We start from the raw sequence: 17891 nt of genomic DNA, 5'->3' as shown, positions 1-17891 counted from the left end.
CAGACACCTCTAGCTAGTCGGTCAACACATCGAGAAAGTTCCCGGTCCGATGGACCGGGCGAAATCGCCTATGCGACAGCCGGATATCGAAGTGCGATGCGGAAGGTGATTTTTCAGACCGGCTTTGACAGCCACCCGATGGGTCGTCGTACGGTGTGGCCATGCCAGTCATCGACGCCCGCCATCTCGACGGCGTATCCGAAACCGCGCTCCTCACCCTGCACCAACGCGCCACCGAGGCCGCCCGCCCTGACGGCATCATCGATGACCCGATGGCGATCGCCCTGCGGGACGACCTCGATTACGACTATGACCATTTCGGCCGCACCCACCAGGCCACCGCACTGCGGGCCCTGGTGTTCGATGAGATCACCCGCGACTATCTGAACGAGCACCCGCGCGCGACCGTGGTCGCCTTGGCCGAGGGGCTGCAGACCAGTTTCTGGCGCGTGGACAACGGCGAAATGACGTGGATATCAGTGGATTTGGCACCGATCATCCAGCTGCGGCAGCGGTTACTCCCGGCGTCTGACCGGCTGCGGCAATGCGCCCAGTCGGCACTGGACCATTCGTGGATGGACGCCGCCGACGATGCCGATGGCGTGCTGATCACCGCAGAAGGCCTGTTCCAGTATCTGACCGCGGACGTCGTGTTCAACCTGGTTGCCGCGTGCGCTGAGCGTTTTCCCAAGGGCCGGTTGGCGTTTGACAGTGTGCCCCGGTTCCTGAGTGTGTACTCGCAGCGGCGGGGCTTCCGGCTCAGTGAGCATTACACGACGCCCCCGATGCCGTTCTGGTTCACCGCCGATCAGTACCCGCAGTTGCACTCCATCCCCGGTGTCCGTGCGGTGCGCGAACTGCGCTATCCGGCCGGGCGGGGCAAGTTCGTGCCGTGGGCCACCCGGCAGTCCTACCGGTTGCCTGCCTTGGCCCGATTCCGCGCACCCGTGACGCTCGTCGAATTCAGTTGACGGACAACGTCCCCAAGAGCGGATAGCAGTCCCGGACCCGCTCGATCCACCAGTCGCGGCGGGCAGGCGCGGCCGCCAGGGCGGCCAACCGGGCCGGGTCGGGCGCCACCGGACCCACCGGCAGGAACCCGTCAGCCGGCGCTGCCACCTCCGCGACATCCTCGACGAACAACCCGCCGGTGCCCAACCCACAGGCATGCTCGAGCGTCGGCAGGCAGCCGGCGGCCAGCAGCCCGCGGGTCATGCCGACCGCGGAATCCAACGCACTCGACACCACGATCGGTATGTCGATCTGCCGGGCCACCGCCAGCAGCCGCGTCACGCCACCCAGCGGGGCCACCTTGACCACCGCGATGTCCGCCGCTCGCTCGCGTACCACGCGTAGGGGGTCCGACGCCTTGCGGATGGACTCGTCGGCCGCCACCGGCACGTCGACCCGACGCCGCAGCTCCGCCAGTTCCGGCACCGTGGCACACGGCTGTTCCAGGTACTCCAGCGGTCCCGAGGCGGTCAGCGCCCGCGCCGCGTCCACCGCTTCTTCGACGGTCCAGCCACCATTGGCGTCCACACGCACCACCGGCACCAGCGCGCGGACGGCATCGACGCGCGCCACGTCGTCGGCCAGCGTCTGCCCCGGCTCGGCCACCTTCACCTTGGCGGTCCGGGCCCCCGGGAAACGGGCCAACACCTCGGGCACCCGGGCCGCCTCGACCGCGGGCACGGTGGCGTTGATCGGGATCCGGTCCCGCACCGGCGCGGGCGCCGGCCGATACGCCGCCTCGATGCCGGACGCCAGCCAGTTCGCCGCCTCGGCGGGGCCGTACTCGGCGAACGCGCCGAATTCGCCCCAGCCGCACGGCCCGTCGATCAGCGCGACTTCACGAACGTCGATGCCGCGGAACCGAACCCGCATGGGCAGCGCGACGACATGCAGACGCTCGAGCAGTTGGTCCAGGGCCGGCACCATGCGTCCATCCTCTCAGTACGCGGCCCGCCGGGAGCCGGCCGCCGCGTCACACGGTGGCGCGGTCCCGGCCCTCCCAGTACGGCTTGCGGAGTTCCTTCTTGAGGATCTTGCCGGTCGGGTTGCGGGGCATGTCGTCGACGAAGTCGACGGTCTTCGGGCACTTGTAGGCGGCGAGGCGTTCGCGGGCGAAGGCGATGAGGTCGGCGTCCGATACCTCCCCTTCGAGCGTCACAACGGCTTTCACCGATTCGCCCCACTTCTCGTCGGGCACGCCGATGATCGCGACCTCGGACACTGCCGGGTGCTCGGCGAGCACGCGCTCCACCTCGATGGAGTAGATGTTCTCGCCGCCCGAGATGATCATGTCCTTGAGCCGGTCCTCGACGAAGATGTAGCCGTCGGCGTCGACACGGCCGATGTCCCCGGTGCGGAACCACCCGTCGGGCGTGATCGCCTCGGCGGTGGCATCCGGCCGGTTCAGGTACTCCTTCATCAACGTCGGTGTGCGGAACCACAATTCGCCCTGTTCGCCGGCAGGCGCATCTTCGACGGTTTCCGGATTGACCACCCGGACCTCGGCCTCGGGTATCAGCACCCCGGCGCTGACCAACCGCTCTTCGTTGTCCGCGCGGTGGTCCTCGGGCATCAGCCGGCTGACCACACCACACACCTCGGTGAGCCCGTACACCTGGATGAATTCGGTCTCCGGCCAGGCCTGCAGGGCCTGGCGCAGCAACGGCAACGGCATCGGCGAGGCGCCGTAGGCATAGGTCTTCAACGCGCTGAACAGCTTCACCGCGTCGGGACCGGTCTCGAGCACCTTGGCCAGCACGGCCGGCACCAGGAACGTGCGGTTCGCACCGTTCAGAATGCCGCCGGCGAGCGACGCCCCGTCGGCGTCGCGCGTCATGTAGCTCGGCACCCCGTTGTGCAGCCCGTACTGCATGTACGACGAGCCACCGACGTGGAACAGCGGCATCGCCACCAGGTTCTTGTCCTCCGGGCTGCTCTCCCAGCCTTCGAAAGCGTTGATGGTGTGGGCGATCATGTTGGCCTGGGTGAGGGCGACGCCCTTGGGGCGGCCCGTGGTGCCCGAGGAGTACATGATGATGCACACGTCGTCGGGCTGGACATCAGGCGAGCGATCCACCGGAGTCGCACCGGCCAGCAGTGCCTCGTATTCGTCACCCTCGCCGCCCTCGGGCGTCACGCTGACGATGTGCTCGACGTGAGTGAGCTTGTCGGTAATCTTGTCAACCGCCAGCCGGAGTTCGGCGCCGACGATGAGAACCTTTGCGCCACAGTCGTTCAGCACGAAATCCAGCTCATCGGCGGCCAGCCGGAAGTTGATGATCGCGTTGGCGGCCCCCAGTGACGCCGCCGCCAGCGTCAGCTCGACGCAGGCCGGGTGGTTCTTGTCCAGGAACGCGACCACGTCCCCGCGTTTGATGCCCCAGGCCGACAGCGCACCCGCCAGCCGGCGCACCCGGTCGTTCCACTGCGACCAGGTCCACGTCCTGTTCAGGTAGGTGATCGCTTCGCCGTCCGGCTTGGTCGCGGCCCAGTGGGCAACACGTTCATCGAGGAATCGGGGTGCCGACAGTTCAGTCATGTCCTGAGCCTGCCACGTCTGCCGCGCGCTCAGTCGGCTTTGGCGTGAACCTGTTGTCCTGCCAGATAAGTCGCGAGCACCTCCAGGTCAGCGACGGCTTCCGGCGGCACCGAGCGCGGGTCGGCCGATAGCACCACGAGGTCCGCGTACTTGCCGACCTCTAGCGAACCGACCGCGTCGTCGGAGAACAGCTGCCAGGCGGCGTCGACGGTCTGGGCCCGGATGGCCGCCTCGACGGTGAGCCGTTCCTGTGGCGCCAGCACGCGCCCACTCGGGGCGATCCGGGTGGCCGCGACACTGATGTTGCGCAGCGGCTCCTCGGGTGTCACCGGCGGGTCGTTGTGCAGCGAGATCCGCATGCCGGTGGCCACCGCGGACCCGGCCGGCATCCACACGTCGCCGCGCTCGGGGCCGAACAGCCCGTCGACGAGGACGTCGCCCCAGTAGTGGAGCTGGTCGACGAACACGCTGCAGGTGACCCCGAGATCATGGGCACGCCGCAGCTGCGCCGGCGTGATGGCACCGACATGCTCGAGTCGCAGGCGATGATCGTCCCGCGGCCAGCGCTTCAGCGCTTCCTCGTAAACGTCCAAGATGGTGTCGACGCCGTGGTCGCCGTGCACGTGGCAGGCCATCTGCCAACCTTGCGGGAAGAACGTGTCAACGATCTCGGTGAGCTGCTCGCGGGTGTAGTTGGCGTGCCCGCACGACCCGGGCACCACGCCGATGGTGCGGGTCGCGTCGGTGTCCAGGTAGGGGAACGTCAGGTCGATGTTGCCGATCCACGGGGAACCGTCGACCCAGATTTTGATGCCGGTCTGCCGCACCATGTCGTCGCCGTTGTCCGGCGATGCATCGGTGTGCAGGGCCGCCGTCGACATCTCGTAGGTGCGCAGCCGCACCGTGAGCTTGTCGCGCATCTGCTCCAGGACCGGCCGGAACATCGGGTCGAACGCCATCTCCGAACACGTCGTCAGGCCGGCTTGGTTCAGCCGCGCGCATTCGGCGAGCAGCAGCGCCGGATAGTCGGTGGGCGTCATGACGCCGGTCACCAGCGGGAACACCGCGCCGGTCTCGATGGCGGTGCCGTCGAGCTCGCCGTTGGCGTCGCGGCCGTACTTGGCACCGTGCGGGTCGGGGGTGTCGCGGGTCAGGCCCGTGGCGCGGGCCGCCGCCGAGTTGAAGTACGCCTTGTGCCCCGAGTTGTGCACGATCACCAGCGGACCGTCGGGCGCCACCTCGTCGAGGAAGGCCAGCGTCAGCTCCGGGAGGCCCTGCTGCAGCAGCGGGTCCCAGCCGTTCAGGTAGGCACCGTCGGTGCCGCGGGCGGCCACCTCGGCGTGCAGCGCGGCCACGACGTCGTCGGCGTTCGGCATCGTGACGGGCCGGACGTCGACCATGCGGCCACCGAGCACCACTGCCTCCATCAATGGGTGGCCGTGCGCCTCGACGAACCCGGGCAGCACGCAGCCGGCGACCTCCCGAACCTCGGTGTCGGCGCCGATCCACGGCTGCACGTCGTCGCGGGATCCGACGGCGACGAGGCGTCCGGCGGTGACGGCGAGCGCCTCGGCGGTGGGCCGTTGCGGGTCGACGGTCAGGATGTTTCCGACGATGACGAGATCGGCTGCGCTGGCCATGAAGTGGATGCTAGGGCGTGTCCGCCGGACGGGTTTCAAGATGCGTCAATTTCACGGGCTTGACCTCAAGACTAGAACACGTTCTAGTCTTAGGCTATGACCCCTGACGTCTCTTCTTCGCGCGAGCGCTCGTCAGCCGAGCTGCTGCGCCATCCCCTGCATTCCGGGCACTTGACCGTTGGCGCCCTCAAACGCAACAAAGACAAGCCGGTCCTGTTCCTCGGCGACACCACGCTGACCGGCGGCCAACTCGCCGACCGCATCAGCCAGTACATTCAGGCCTTCGAGGCGCTGGGTGCCGGCTCCGGCGCCAGCAGCGGTCTGCTGTCCCTGAACCGGCCCGAGGTGCTGATGATCATCGGCGCCAGCCAGACGCAGGGCTACCGCCGCACGGCACTACACCCTCTCGGTTCGCTGGACGATCACGCCTACGTCCTGACCGATGCCGGCGTCACCACCCTGATCATCGACCCGACCGAGGCCTTCGTCGAACGCGCCATCGGTCTGCTGGAGAAGGTCCCCTCACTCAAGCAGATCCTGACCATCGGCCCGGTGCCGGATGCGCTGATCGGATCGGCGATCGACCTGGCGGCAGAAGCCGCGAAGTACGAGCCGCAGCCGCTCGAGGCCGCCGACCTGGCGCCCGATCACGTCGGCGGGCTGACCTACACCGGCGGCACCACCGGCAAGCCCAAGGGCGTCATCGGCACGACGCAGTCCATCACCACCATGACGACCATCCAGCTGGCCGAATGGGAGTGGCCGGAGCACCCCCGCTTCCTGATGTGCACGCCGCTGTCGCATGCCGGCGCGGCGTTCTTCACGCCGACCATCGTCAAGGGCGGCGAGCTGATCGTGCTCAAGAAGTTCGACCCCGCCGAGGTGCTGCGGGTGATCGAGGAGCAGAAGATCACCGCCACCATGCTGGTGCCGTCGATGATCTACGCGCTCATGGATCACCCCGATTCGCACACGCGGGATCTGTCATCGCTGGAGACCGTCTACTACGGCGCATCGGCCATGAACCCGGTGCGCCTCGCCGAGGCCATCCGCCGCTTCGGCCCGATCTTCGCGCAGTACTACGGCCAGTCCGAGGCCCCGATGGTCATCACCTACCTGGCCAAGGGCGAGCACGACGAGAAGCGGCTGACGTCCTGCGGGCGCCCGACGCTGTTCGCGCGCACGGCGCTGCTCGGCGACGACGGCCAGCCCGTCAAGCAGGGTGAGGTCGGCGAGATCTGCGTGTCCGGCCCGCTGCTGTCGGGCGGCTACTGGAACCTGCCGGAAGCCACCGCCGACACCTTCAAGAACGGCTGGATGCACACCGGCGACCTGGCCCGGGAGGACGAGGACGGATTCTGGTTCATCGTCGACCGGACCAAGGACATGATCGTCACCGGCGGCTTCAACGTGTTCCCGCGCGAGGTGGAAGACGTTGTGGCCGAACATCCTTCGATCGCGCAGGTCTGCGTCGTGGGCACCCCCGACGAGAAGTGGGGCGAGGCCGTGACGGCCGTCGTCGTGCTGCGTCCGGACGCCGACCGGTCCGACGAGGCGGTCGCGAAGATGACCGCGGAGATTCAGGCGGCCGTCAAGGAGCGCAAGGGCTCGGTGCAGTCGCCGAAGCAGGTCGTCATCGTCGACGCCGTGCCGGTGACGGCGCTCGGCAAGCCCGACAAGAAGGCCGTCCGCGCGCAGTTCTGGGCCGGCTCGGAGCGCTCCGTCGGCTAGGTCGCGAGTAGTCGCGAGGCCGCCAATTCCTCTGGAAATTGGGGGTTTTCGCGTTTCTGCCGCCAGCGGGAGGTGCTCGCGGTTCGGGCTGACTAGGTAGGTAACCCGGCGAGGAGCTGGTCGAAGAGCACGGCGGCCGCCGCGGCAGCCCCGTCGGCATCGGCGGCGATGATGCGATCCAGTAGCCGGTGATGGTCCTCGAACTCGGTCTCGACGGGCGTCTCGTTCATCACGGACACGCTCGCGGTGATGACCTCGATGAGCCCGAGGTACAGATCGATCAGCATGGTGTTGCGCGACGCCCGGATGACGGCGCAGTGGAATTCGGTGTCGGCGTGGACGAATTCGTCGTGATGCCCGGCGCGCTGCTCGTTGTCGCGTCCGTGCAGCAGGCGCCGCAGCGTGGCGATGTCGTCGTCGGTCCGGTTGGCCGCGGCCAGACGGGCGCCTTCCACTTCCAGCCCGCGGCGCACCTGCAGCACGTCGCGCAGTTCGTCGCTGCACAGCCGGCGCAGCGCGCCGGAGACCTCGCTGGTGGCGCGGACGTACGTGCCGTCGCCCTGCCGCACCTCGAACAGCCCGGCGTGCGCCAGCGCCCGGACGGCCTCACGCACCGTGTTGCGGCCGACACCGAGAGCCTCGACCAGATCGGTCTCGTTCGGGATGCGATGGCCGACCGGCCATTCGCCGTCCGCGACCGAACCGCGGAGCTGCTCGATGACCTGTTCCACCAAGCCGGCACGGCGGGCCGTGTTCAGGGCCACGAAATCATCCTTTCACCCAATCATAGGATGTATGCCATCATAGCAGCATGAGTGCTGCCGTGAACGGTTCCGAACACGCCCGTTACGAGGACGAACTGGCACTCGAGCTCGACGGCGCCATCGAAATCGCGGATGTCCCGGCGAGCCCGAGCACCCGCCTCGCGAGCGGCGTCTTACTCGCCGTCGCGGTCGTCGTCACTGCCCTGAACCTGCGGCCGTCCGTCACGAGCGTCGCTCCCCTGCTGGGCGAGATGCGCACCGCACTCGGGGTGTCATCGGTCTGGGCCGGCATCCTCACCACGCTGCCCGTGCTGTGCTTCTCCGCCGCGGGTGCCACCGCGCCGCTGCTGGCCAAACGGCTCGGCCTCGGCCGGACCGTGACGCTCGCCCTGTTGGTCCTGGCCCTGGGGCTGGCGGTGCGGCCGTACGGCGACGGCGGCCTCATGCTCGGCGCCACGCTGCTCGCCTCGTCCGGCATCGCGCTGGCCAACGTGCTGATCCCGGTGGTGATCAAGAGTTCGTTCCCCGCCCACGTCGGCCTGATGACGGGCATCTACACCAGCGCGCTGCAGGCCGGCGGAGCTGTCGGCGCCGCCGTCACCCCGGCGGTGGAACACAGCGTCGGCGGCTGGCGTCCGTCGCTCGCCATCTGGGCCGCGCTCGCGCTGGCGGCCCTGCTGTTATGGCATCCGGCCGCTCGCCGGCATCGCACCGACTGGGCGACAACGGCGGCCCGGACCACCCCGCGTCGCTCTCTGCTGCGCAACCCGCTCGCATGGACGGTGACGCTCTACATGGGCAGCCAGTCGTTCCTGGCCTACATCATGATGGGTTGGCTCCCACAGATTTTCATCGACAACGGCATGGACAAGACCACTGCCGGCGTGATGTCCGGAGTGATGTCGCTGATCGGCGTTCCGGTCGCGTTGCTCATCTCGCCGCTGGCTGCCCGCAGCACTCACCAGAGCCTGTGGAACGTCGGCCTCGGTGTGCTGGGCCTGTCCGGCGCCATCGGTCTGCTCGTCGCACCCAGCGCGGCACCGGTGCTGTGGAGCGTGCTGGTCGGTATCGGCATGAGCGCGTTCTCGCTGGCTCTGACAGTCATCGCGCTGCGCGCACGCAATGCCGAGGACACCGCACAGCTCTCGGGCATGGCTCAGGGCTTCGGCTATTTGTTCGCGAGCACCGGGCCGTTCCTGTTCGGGCTGCTGCACGACGTGTCCGGCGGCTGGCAGGTCCCGTTCGTGTTGTTCTTCAGCGTGTACGCAGTGCAGTTGACGGCCGGCTGGTTCGCCGGGCGCAACCGCTACGTCTGAACCGCGGTCCGGCTAGTACGGCGACGGCGGGTAGCCGGGGTACGCGACCGGAGCGGCGGGCGCCGACTGGCCGCTCTTCCACCGGCACCACTGCTGCGTCGAGTTCAGCGCTGCGAGCACACCGGTGGCGAGGGCGAACACGATCGGCACCGCGGCGCTCATCACCGACATCCCCGCCATTTGCTGCATCCCCTCGTAGCCGCCGCCGAGCGCGGTGCCGAGCCGCTTGAGAATGGTGAGCGAGGCGAACAGGCCGACCACGTTGGACAGCACCACAACCGTGCAACTGCCGATCACGATCCAGCGGCCCGCCGACCGCCCGAGGACCAACAGCACGCCGCCGACCAGCAGCGCGACGGCCACGATCGTCTGCACGACGGCCATCACGGCGCTCAGGCCCATCAGCCCGGACCTGGTATCCGACCCGCTCGAGATGGAATCGGACAGTGAACTCAACGTCGCGACCACGTACCAGCTGGAGAACGCCTGGAACGCCGTCGACACGGCGCCGAGCAGACTCAGCACGGCGGCGATGATGGCCGTCACGCCGGACGGGCTGGCCGACCCGGGCGTGGGCGTGCCGTACCCGACAGGCTGCCCATACTGCGGATACTGCTGGGGGTACTGCGGGTAGGGCACGTTCGGCGGCACACCGGGAGCGCCGTACGGGTTGCCCCCATACGGTTGCCCCGGCCCGAACTGCCCGGGTGGCGGCCACTGATCAGACATCGAAACCCTCCTTCAGCTGGGCGAACATAGCACGCCAGCGCAGTTGCGGGGGCTCGTCTAGCCTCGATCCATGGGCCTGGACAGCGACGCGAACCTCAAGCCACCGTGGTGGCTCAAGCCGATGAACAAAGTGATGATGGCCGTCATGCGGGTGGTTCCCATCAAGGGTCCCGTCGTGCTGACCGTGCCGGGCCGCAAATCCGGTGCGCCGCGGTCGACGCCCATCACCCCGTTCGAGGTCGACGGCCGCCGCTACGTCGTAGGTGGATTCCCGAACGCCGACTGGGTGCGCAACGCGCGCGCCGCGGTCACCGCCACCGTGACCCAGGGCCGGAAGCGCGAAGAGGTCCGGCTGTTCGAGGTACCCGCCGAGGAGGCCCGCCCGCTGCTGCGGCAGTTCCCCATCCTGGTGCCGACGGGCGTCGGGTTCATGAAGAACGCGGGCCTGGTGACCGGCCCCAACCCCGACGAGTTCGAGGCGCTCGCCGGACGCTGCGCGGTGTTCCGGTTCGATCCGGTCTAGCACCGCAGCGAGCGTGGGGCCTTACGAGAAATCCCGGCCGAATTTCCGCGTAAACCCCCACGCTCCAGTGCCCGTCAGATGTGCGGCGCGTTCTTGATCGGGGCGTCCTGCTGACCGGCCGTCTGGCACCACGCCAGCGCGGAGGCGCGCGTGCCCGTCACCTCCAGCGACGACGGGTCGGCGCCCTTGCGATCCTTGATCATCTTGTTGACCGCCTGGTTCTGCGTCTTCTCGTCGGCTCCCACGAAGTCCTTGCACTTGGTGTCGCCGCCCTGAACGGACGGCGAGCATCCGACCAGCACCAGTCCGGCAATGAGACCTGACACCACCACGCTTGCTGACCGCTTCATTGAGCCTCTCCTGTTCGGGCCGCCATCGGCCGCCGTTTGTCTGCGACCTAGTACCCATGGGGCTCACAGGCCAAACCCGGGCAGCTCTAAGGTCGAGGCGTGAACGCAGACAATCCGTTTGACCCTCAGCTCTGGCAGCCGGTGACCGAGCTCGGTGAACTCACCGACATCACCTACCACCGCCACGTGCGCGACGGTAAGCCGCAGCCGACGGTCCGGATCGCCTTCGACCGGCCCGACGTCCGTAACGCCTTCCGGCCGCACACCGTCGACGAGCTGTACCGCGCACTCGACCATGCCCGGATGAGCCCGGACGTCGGCGTCGTCCTGCTCACCGGCAACGGACCGTCGCCGAAGGACGGCGGCTGGGCGTTCTGCTCCGGCGGCGACCAGCGCATCCGTGGCCGCAGCGGCTACCAGTACGCGTCCGGCGACACCGCCGAGACCGTCGACCCGGCCCGCGCCGGACGGCTGCACATCCTGGAGGTCCAGCGGCTGATCCGGTTCATGCCGAAGCCCGTGATCTGCCTGGTCAACGGCTGGGCGGCCGGCGGCGGCCACAGCCTGCACGTTGTCTGCGACCTGACGCTGGCCAGCCGGGAGCATGCCCGGTTCAAGCAGACCGACGCCGATGTCGGCAGCTTCGACGGCGGCTACGGCAGCGCCTACCTGGCGCGCCAGGCCGGGCAGAAGTTCGCCCGCGAGATCTTCTTCCTGGGCCGCGCCTACGACGCCGAATCGATGCGGGCCATGGGGGCCGTGAATGAGGTCGTCGACCACAAGGACCTGGAAACCGTTGGGCTGCAATGGGCGGCAGAGATCAACGGCAAGTCTCCGCAGGCCATCCGGATGCTGAAGTTCTCGTTCAACCTGATCGACGACGGTCTGGTGGGCCAGCAGATTTTCGCCGGCGAGGCCACGCGCCTGGCGTACATGACCGACGAAGCCGTCGAGGGCCGGGACGCGTTCCTGCAGAAGCGGGACCCGGACTGGAGCGAGTTCCCGCGTTACTTCTGAGTTGCTGGCGGTCACAGGAACGGGGCGACGCTGTGCGCTTTCCCATGAGTGCCCTGTGTATCCGCTTGGGCGCGTATCGATGTCGGGCGGCTCGCGTCAGACTGAGCACGTGAATGTCAGGGCACGCGCGCGAGTCGGCCGCCGGGCGCTGGGCGCCCAGGGGTTCACCATGGGCGTTTTCGGCGGCGCCGGCCTGGCCTGGTCCATGGCGAACCCGCATTTCGGCGCGTCCGGCGCCCCGATCTTGTTTCTGCGTGTCACCCCGCTGCACTGCTCTCTGCTGCTGGTGGTCGGCGTGCTGACGGTCTTCGCCTCATTGGGCCGGAGCGCGGTGATGTTCAACCGGGTCGCCGCACTCGGCTGGTGCGTCGTGACCGCGGTGTGCGTCGCGGCGACGTCGAGCCACAACCCGGGCCCGCTGGGCTTCGACTCCCGCGACACCGTGCTGTACGCCGTTCTCACCGCCTACAACCTGGCCGTGATGGTGTGGTTCGCCTTCCCCAGCCGCTCCACAGAGGAGGCTGGGGCACCCGGCCGGTTCCACCGGCCCCACTCCGACGCGCTGGGGTCTCGCTGATCCCTGTTAGCCTCCCGGGGTGAGCGAGCCCAGTTACTCCGACGCCGAACGCGCAGCCGTCTACCGGGTCATGGCCGAGCGCCGGGACATGCGGCACTTCACGCCGAATTCCGAAGTGCCCGAAGATGTTCTGCGGCGTATCCTGGAGGCTGCCCACATGGCGCCGAGTGTCGGGTTGATGCAGCCGTGGCGCTTCCTGCGAATCACCGACCCGGGCATGCGGACAGCGATCAAGGAACTGGTCGACGCCGAGCGAATCCGGACCGGCGAGGCTCTCGGGCCCCGCGAAGCGGAGTTCCTGGCACTCAAGGTCGAGGGCATCGGCGACTGCGCTGAGCTGTTCGTCGTGGCGCTGGGCGACGATCGCGAACGCCACATCTTCGGCCGGCGCACCATGCCGCACATGGATCTGGCGTCGGTGTCCTGCGCCATCCAGAACATGTGGCTGGCAGCCCGCGCGGAAGGTCTTGGGCTGGGCTGGGTTTCGCTGTTCGAACCGGCAGAGCTGGCCGAGCTGATGGGCATGCCCGAGGGCGCCGACCCGATCGCGGTGCTGTGCGTCGGCCCGGTGCCGGAGTTCCCGGACCGCCCCGAACTCGAGATCGTGGGCTGGACGACAGCCCGCCCGCTCGACGAACTGGTGTACACGAACAGCTGGCCTGCCACCCGAACGAGCTGAGTTTCCCTAAGCTCGGGGGCGTGAGCAAAAGTCCACTGCGCCGCGTCACCGAGAGTCTGCTGCTCGCCGGTATGCGGCCACCCCTGATCGAACGGCTGTCGGGCCACGGCGAGGTGGACCTGGCCGGCAAACGCATCGTGCTGACGGGTGCGTCGTCGGGCATCGGCGAGGCGGCCGCCGCCAAGTTGGCCCATCTGGGTGCGACGGTCGTGATCGTGGCCCGCCGGGCCGATCTACTGGACAAGGTGGCGGCCAGGATCACCCACAGCGGGGGCGACGCGATCGCCCGGCCATGCGACCTGTCGGAGATGGACGCCATCGACAAGCTCGTCACCGACGTCGAAGCCGAGCTCGGTGGCGTGGACATCCTGATCAACAACGCCGGCCGGTCCATCCGCCGGCCACTGGCCGAATCCCTGGACCGCTGGCACGACCTCGAACGCACCATGACCCTGAACTACTACTCGCCGCTGCGGCTGGTCCGCGGCTTCGCCCCCGGGATGCTGGAGCGCGGCGACGGGCACATCATCAACGTGTCCACGTGGGGTGTGATGAATGAATCGTCGCCGCTGTTCGCGGTGTACAACGCCTCCAAATCCGCGCTCACCGCCGTCAGCCGGGTCATCGAAACCGAGTGGGGCGCAAGCGGAGTGCACTCCACGACACTGTTCTACCCGCTGGTGAAAACGCCGATGATCGCACCGACCCGCGCCTACGACGGGCTGCCGGGACTGTCGGCTGACGAAGCCGCCGACTGGATGATCACCGCGGCCAAGACCCGTCCGGTGCGCATCGCACCGCGGATGGCGGTGACGTCGCACGCCCTCAACAGCTTCGTTCCCGGCGTGGTCGACAGGATGATGAAACGCCAACGCGCACAACCGATTGGGTGACGTCATGGAAATCCTGGCCAGCCGCATCCTGATCCGCCCCGTCGACTACCAGAAGTCGATCGCCTTCTACCGCGACGCCATCGGCCTCGCCATCGCCCGCGAATACGGTGCCGGCACAGTGTTCTACGCCGGGCAGTCCCTGATCGAGCTCGCCGGCCACGGGCGTGACGACAGCGGACCCGCGGCCCCGTTCCCGGGCGCACTGTGGCTGCAGGTACGGGACGTCTATCAGACGCAGGCCGAACTCGAAGGCCGCGGGGTGACAATTTCCCGTGCGGCACAACAAGAACCGTGGGGCCTGCACGAGATGCACGTCACCGATCCCGACCGGGTCACCTTGATCTTCGTACAGGTGCCCGACACCCACCCACTACGACGAGACACCCGGAGCTAGCGCTCCGGGTGTCTCGGATGGTGAGTACCGCGGCGGGTCAGCGCTACGGTGTGGCCAGCGGCCAACCGACCGCGGCCAGCCGAGCCGATACCTGCTGAATGTCCTCGGGACTGGGCGCCTGGTCGGTGATCCGCTGGATCGCGTCGTGGATCTCGTCTTCGGTGACCGGGGTTTCCCCGTCGTTGGAACGCAGGACGGTGCGGGCCGCCTCGACGACCTCGTCCTCACTGAGGGAACGCCGCAGCAGTGCCAGGACCGGGAAGTAGTCCTTCGGCGGCACTCCGTCCGGGTACCCCTCACGCAACCACTTCAGGATGCTGACGAACAGGGCCGCCGTGTTGTTGGGCGCGGGCACAACGATGGGCTCATTCATTATTTGAGCCCCAGGGGTTCGAAGATCTTGACGCCGGTGTGGTGCGCGATCACGTCCTTGGTGATCCACAGCACGGCGAGCAACACGATCGCGCCGACGAGGACGAACAACAGCAGGCCGAGGTACTTCAGCACCGCGTTGGGCGCGTGGGTGGTGCCGTCGTCACCGACACCACCGGCACCGTTGGAGTAGGCAACCAGACCGCCGGCAAACACCGCCGGCAGGCCGGCACCGAAGATCAAGCCCACGACCAGAACCCGGAAAATTGATTCCAAATAGTGCATCGAACTGTTCCTTAAGTCTTTGCTGGAAATACCGGCGTCAGACCGACGCGGTGTCCTTGGTGGACTTGGTGGTGGCGGCGCGCACGTCGGCCGGAACCGTCGAGTTGGTGGACTCGTCCCATTCGGCGTTGACGTTGTTGTGGTCGATCTTCTGCTGCTGGGCGCGCCAGTACATGAAGCCCGACAAGGCGACCAGGATCACGAAGATCACGATGTCGCCGACCAGGTGCGAGCTGGCGCTGGCGATGCCGTTGGCGAGCAGGAACGACAGGGCACCGACGAGGCCGGCGGCCGGCAGCGTGATCAACCATGCGGCGGCCATCCGGCCTGCGACCGCCCAGCGCACCGTGGCGCCCGGCTTACCGATGCCGCTACCCAGGATGGAACCCGTGGCGACGTGGGTGGTGGACAGCGCCATGCCCGCGACGCTGGAGGTCAGGATCACCGCGGCCGAAGAGGACTCGGCGGCGAAGCCCTGGGGCGACTCGATCTCGACCAGACCCTTGCCCAGGGTGCGGATGACGCGCCAGCCGCCGATGTAGGTGCCGGCGCCGATGGCCAGCGCGCAGCTGGCGATGATCCAGAACGGCAGGCCGTCCTTCTTGACATCACCGGTCAGGTGGCCGCTGCTGATCAGCGCCAGCGCGATGACACCCATCGTCTTCTGCGCGTCGCCGGTGCCGTGCGCGAGCGACAGCAGCGACGCCGTGGCGATCTGGCCCCAGCGGAAGCCCTCTTCACGGCGCTTGCGGGTCACGCCCTTGGTGATCTTGTAGACCAGCCAGGTACCGCACATCGCGACGACGCCGGCGATGAACGGCGAGGCCACCGCCGGAAGCAGCACCTTGCTGGTCAGGCCGTCCCAGTTCACGCCGGCGACGCCGGCCGCGGCGATACCGGAGCCGATCAGACCACCGAAGAGCGCGTGCGAGGAGCTGGACGGGATGCCGAACAGCCAGGTCAGCAGGTTCCACAGGATGCCGCCGATCAGGCCGGCGAAGATCACGGTCAGCGCGACGCTTGCGTCGAGCTTGAGGTGACCGGTCTTGGGGTCCTGAATCTTCAGGACGTTGGTGGCCACCGTGACGGCCACGTTGACCGACAGGAAGGCACCGACGAGGTTGAGGATGCCTGACAGCGCTACCGCGGCCTTGGGCTTGAGGGCCCCGGTCGCGATAGAGGTGGCCATGGCATTGCCGGTGTCATGAAATCCATTGGTGAAGTCAAAAGCCAGGGCTGTTGCGACCAACAGCGCCAGGATGACCATCTCTGCGCTCATGGCGCTTATTCTGGGGTAACCGCCGCGTTTTTGACCAGTTACCGAAGTCCTCAATTCCTGTGACGACCTGCATGTTTGCCGGGCTGGCAGAGGTGTTCATACAGTGTTCACCTGTTAGCTTCGTCTAATTAGCCTGGCAAAGTGCTGGCAGCGATGCTGCGAGTTACCGTAGCGATATGCCCACGTCACAGGCCGGGCATAGGATTCGTTCGCGCATTTTGGGGCAACAATGCGGACTGTTGGGTCCTTTTCCGAGATCTGGAGGTGACGCCATGAACGCCTTCTTGACAAAGATCGTGGCGTGGCTGCAGGCGGGATACCCGGAAGGCGTCCCCGCCACCGACCGGGTGCCGCTGCTGGCACTACTGGCTCGGCGCCTGACCAATGACGAAGTCAAGTCCGTGTCAAGGGCATTGATGGATCGGGGCGAATTCGACCAGATCGACATCGGGGTGCTGATCACGCGGATCACTGATGAACTGCCCCGCGCCGAGGACGTCGAGCGCGTGCGAGAACGGTTGGCCGCCAAGGGCTGGCCCCTCGACGATCCCCGCGACCCGGCCGACGGCGGGCCTGTCGACGGAGGCCCCGGCAACAGGGAGCCGACATAGGCATCCTCCATACCGCCACCGTCGGCTCCGGCGGCGCGGCCCTTGCCCTGATCCCCGAGTTGGCGCAGGCTTTGGACGGCGAGCGCGCCCTGCTGCCACTGCCAGCCGACGATGACCGCCAGGCCGCGCTGCTGACCGAGACCTTGCGGGCCGGCGAGCCCGTCGACGACGCCGTGGCGCTGGTGGTCTCCACATCGGGTTCGACCGGAAACCCCAAGGGCGCCTTGCTGTCCGCGTCGGCCCTGCACGCCAGTGCCGACGCCACGCATGACCGGCTCGGCGGCCCCGGCCGGTGGCTGCTGGCCCTGCCCGCGTATCACGTCGCCGGTATCCAGGTGCTGGTGCGCAGTCTGCGGGCCGGCACCACACCGGTAGCGCTGGAACCGGGATTCGACGTCGGCGAATTACCCGCTGCGGTAAAGGCTTTGGGGTCGGGCCGGCGCTACACATCGCTGGTATCGGTGCAGCTGGCCAAGATTTTGGCCGATCCCGCCGCGGGCGAGGCCCTGGCCGAGCTGGACGCGGTGCTGATCGGCGGCGGCCCGATGCCCCCGGATCTCGGCGAAAAGGCCGCAGCCGCAGGGGTTTCCGTGGTGCGCACCTATGGCATGAGTGAAACCTGCGGCGGCTGCATCTACGACGGAAGACCGCTGAACGGAGTCGAGCTGCGGATCGACGACACCGGCCGGATCGCGCTGGGCGGCCCCACGTTGGCCTCGGGTTACCGCAATCCCGTGGTGCCGTCCCCCTTCGTGGACGGCTGGTTCGTCACCGATGACATTGGCGCCGTGGATGATTCGGGCGCGCTGCGGGTCTTGGGCCGTGTCGACGACGCCATCGCCACCGGCGGGCTTAAAGTCCTGCCCGCCCTGGTCGAGTCGGCGTTGGGCGGCCATCCGGCCATCGCCGAATGCGCGGTGTTCGGAGTGCCCGACGAACGCCTGGGTCAGCGGGTGGCCGTGGCGGTGGTGCTCCGTCCGGGCGCGGGCCCGCCAACGGTCGCTGACCTGCGGGAACACGTGCGCGCGGCCCTCGCCGTCACCGCGGCTCCGCGGGAGGTGCACGTGGTGGACGAACTCCCCCGCCGCGGAATCGGCAAGCTGGACCGTCGGGCCTTGACGCTCAGGTACCAGAAAAACGCCTGATCTGCCCGTGATGCCGGTCACAGCACCGGCGCTTGA

General features: G+C 68.0%; 20 protein-coding genes. 11 read left to right on the top strand and 9 right to left on the bottom strand.

All coding sequences use genetic code 11. From position 1 onward, the window contains the following. The first annotated feature begins 161 nt into the window (after positions 1 to 161). Positions 162 to 971 carry a class I SAM-dependent methyltransferase gene (locus AC3WTE_RS16095; protein WP_492438991.1) on the top strand — a complete coding sequence of 270 codons (810 nt, stop codon included), beginning with the start codon at positions 162 to 164 and terminating at the stop codon, positions 969 to 971. Here AC3WTE_RS16095 and AC3WTE_RS16090 read toward each other — a convergent pair. From AC3WTE_RS16090 to AC3WTE_RS16080, 3 genes are read right to left on the bottom strand one after another with little or no spacing between them, the layout of a single operon-like run. After that, positions 964 to 1938: an o-succinylbenzoate synthase gene (locus AC3WTE_RS16090; RefSeq protein ID WP_492438989.1), complete on the bottom strand. Its 975-nt coding sequence runs from the start codon at positions 1936 to 1938 to the stop codon at positions 964 to 966. The genes AC3WTE_RS16095 and AC3WTE_RS16090 overlap by 8 nt on opposite strands. Positions 1939 to 1984: 46 nt before the next feature. Continuing rightward, the gene (locus AC3WTE_RS16085) at positions 1985 to 3550 is read right to left on the bottom strand and encodes a long-chain-fatty-acid--CoA ligase (protein WP_492438988.1); all 1566 of its coding nucleotides are present in this window, start codon (positions 3548 to 3550) and stop codon (positions 1985 to 1987) included. Between the two features lie 29 nt (positions 3551 to 3579). Beyond that, positions 3580 to 5190, bottom strand: coding sequence for an amidohydrolase (locus AC3WTE_RS16080; protein WP_492438986.1), 1611 nt, complete (start codon positions 5188 to 5190; stop codon positions 3580 to 3582). Between the two features lie 96 nt (positions 5191 to 5286). Here AC3WTE_RS16080 and fadD8 point away from each other — a divergent pair, with 96 nt between their 5' ends. After that, complete coding sequence (gene fadD8, locus AC3WTE_RS16075) at positions 5287 to 6921, top strand: fatty-acid--CoA ligase FadD8 (protein ID WP_492438984.1); 1635 nt, start codon at positions 5287 to 5289, stop codon at positions 6919 to 6921. A gap of 92 nt (positions 6922 to 7013) precedes the next feature. Here the strand turns inward: fadD8 and AC3WTE_RS16070 are convergent, their stop codons facing one another. Next, entirely contained in the window at positions 7014 to 7685 is a 672-nt protein-coding gene (locus tag AC3WTE_RS16070) for a FadR/GntR family transcriptional regulator (protein WP_492438982.1), read from the bottom strand. A 47-nt stretch (positions 7686 to 7732) separates the two neighbouring features. Here AC3WTE_RS16070 and AC3WTE_RS16065 point away from each other — a divergent pair, with 47 nt between their 5' ends. After that, positions 7733 to 9001 carry a CynX/NimT family MFS transporter gene (locus AC3WTE_RS16065; protein ID WP_492438980.1) on the top strand — a complete coding sequence of 423 codons (1269 nt, stop codon included), beginning with the start codon at positions 7733 to 7735 and terminating at the stop codon, positions 8999 to 9001. Positions 9002 to 9013: 12 nt separating this feature from the next. Here the strand turns inward: AC3WTE_RS16065 and AC3WTE_RS16060 are convergent, their stop codons facing one another. After that, positions 9014 to 9730 carry a hypothetical protein gene (locus AC3WTE_RS16060; protein ID WP_492438978.1) on the bottom strand — a complete coding sequence of 239 codons (717 nt, stop codon included), beginning with the start codon at positions 9728 to 9730 and terminating at the stop codon, positions 9014 to 9016. Between the two features lie 70 nt (positions 9731 to 9800). Between AC3WTE_RS16060 and AC3WTE_RS16055 the strand changes: the two genes are divergently transcribed. Further along, entirely contained in the window at positions 9801 to 10253 is a 453-nt protein-coding gene (locus AC3WTE_RS16055; RefSeq protein WP_492438976.1) for a nitroreductase family deazaflavin-dependent oxidoreductase, read from the top strand. A 74-nt stretch (positions 10254 to 10327) separates the two neighbouring features. Here the strand turns inward: AC3WTE_RS16055 and AC3WTE_RS16050 are convergent, their stop codons facing one another. Then, on the bottom strand, positions 10328 to 10603 hold the full coding sequence (locus AC3WTE_RS16050) for a hypothetical protein (RefSeq protein ID WP_492438974.1): 276 nt from the start codon (positions 10601 to 10603) through the stop codon (positions 10328 to 10330). Positions 10604 to 10702: 99 nt separating this feature from the next. On the opposite strand from AC3WTE_RS16050, the gene AC3WTE_RS16045 reads away from it, so the two are divergent. The 5 genes from AC3WTE_RS16045 to AC3WTE_RS16025 all read left to right on the top strand — a co-directional run bounded on the left by AC3WTE_RS16045 (position 10703) and on the right by AC3WTE_RS16025 (position 14163). Next, complete coding sequence (locus tag AC3WTE_RS16045; RefSeq protein WP_492438972.1) at positions 10703 to 11620, top strand: 1,4-dihydroxy-2-naphthoyl-CoA synthase; 918 nt, start codon at positions 10703 to 10705, stop codon at positions 11618 to 11620. A gap of 109 nt (positions 11621 to 11729) precedes the next feature. Further along, the gene (locus AC3WTE_RS16040; RefSeq protein ID WP_492438970.1) at positions 11730 to 12197 is read left to right on the top strand and encodes a hypothetical protein; all 468 of its coding nucleotides are present in this window, start codon (positions 11730 to 11732) and stop codon (positions 12195 to 12197) included. A 19-nt stretch (positions 12198 to 12216) separates the two neighbouring features. Further along, positions 12217 to 12876: a 5,6-dimethylbenzimidazole synthase gene (gene bluB / locus AC3WTE_RS16035; protein ID WP_492438968.1), complete on the top strand. Its 660-nt coding sequence runs from the start codon at positions 12217 to 12219 to the stop codon at positions 12874 to 12876. 20 nt (positions 12877 to 12896) lie between these two features. Further along, positions 12897 to 13769: an SDR family oxidoreductase gene (locus AC3WTE_RS16030; RefSeq protein WP_492438966.1), complete on the top strand. Its 873-nt coding sequence runs from the start codon at positions 12897 to 12899 to the stop codon at positions 13767 to 13769. Positions 13770 to 13773: 4 nt separating this feature from the next. Next, entirely contained in the window at positions 13774 to 14163 is a 390-nt protein-coding gene (locus tag AC3WTE_RS16025) for a VOC family protein (RefSeq protein ID WP_459366794.1), read from the top strand. A 43-nt stretch (positions 14164 to 14206) separates the two neighbouring features. Here the strand turns inward: AC3WTE_RS16025 and AC3WTE_RS16020 are convergent, their stop codons facing one another. The 3 genes from AC3WTE_RS16020 to AC3WTE_RS16010 are packed head-to-tail and all read right to left on the bottom strand — an operon-like array spanning position 14207 to position 16099. Then, positions 14207 to 14536 (bottom strand): DUF3349 domain-containing protein, encoded by a 330-nt coding sequence (locus AC3WTE_RS16020; RefSeq protein WP_492438964.1) that lies wholly within the window; start codon positions 14534 to 14536, stop codon positions 14207 to 14209. Further along, positions 14536 to 14820 (bottom strand): hypothetical protein, encoded by a 285-nt coding sequence (locus AC3WTE_RS16015; protein WP_492438962.1) that lies wholly within the window; start codon positions 14818 to 14820, stop codon positions 14536 to 14538. The genes AC3WTE_RS16020 and AC3WTE_RS16015 overlap by 1 nt, the downstream gene beginning before the upstream one ends. A 37-nt stretch (positions 14821 to 14857) precedes the next feature. Next, positions 14858 to 16099, bottom strand: coding sequence for an inorganic phosphate transporter (locus tag AC3WTE_RS16010; protein ID WP_492438960.1), 1242 nt, complete (start codon positions 16097 to 16099; stop codon positions 14858 to 14860). Positions 16100 to 16371: 272 nt separating this feature from the next. On the opposite strand from AC3WTE_RS16010, the gene AC3WTE_RS16005 reads away from it, so the two are divergent. Together AC3WTE_RS16005 and menE are read left to right on the top strand one after the other, a co-directional pair. Further along, the gene (locus AC3WTE_RS16005; protein WP_492438958.1) at positions 16372 to 16710 is read left to right on the top strand and encodes a DUF3349 domain-containing protein; all 339 of its coding nucleotides are present in this window, start codon (positions 16372 to 16374) and stop codon (positions 16708 to 16710) included. Next, positions 16707 to 17855: an o-succinylbenzoate--CoA ligase gene (gene menE, locus AC3WTE_RS16000; protein WP_492439198.1), complete on the top strand. Its 1149-nt coding sequence runs from the start codon at positions 16707 to 16709 to the stop codon at positions 17853 to 17855. The genes AC3WTE_RS16005 and menE overlap by 4 nt, the downstream gene beginning before the upstream one ends. Positions 17856 to 17891 lie beyond the last annotated feature (36 nt).

Source organism: Mycobacterium sp. FW102-FHT13B02, from assembly GCF_058790275.1.
This window is presented reverse-complemented; position numbering and strand designations above follow the sequence as displayed.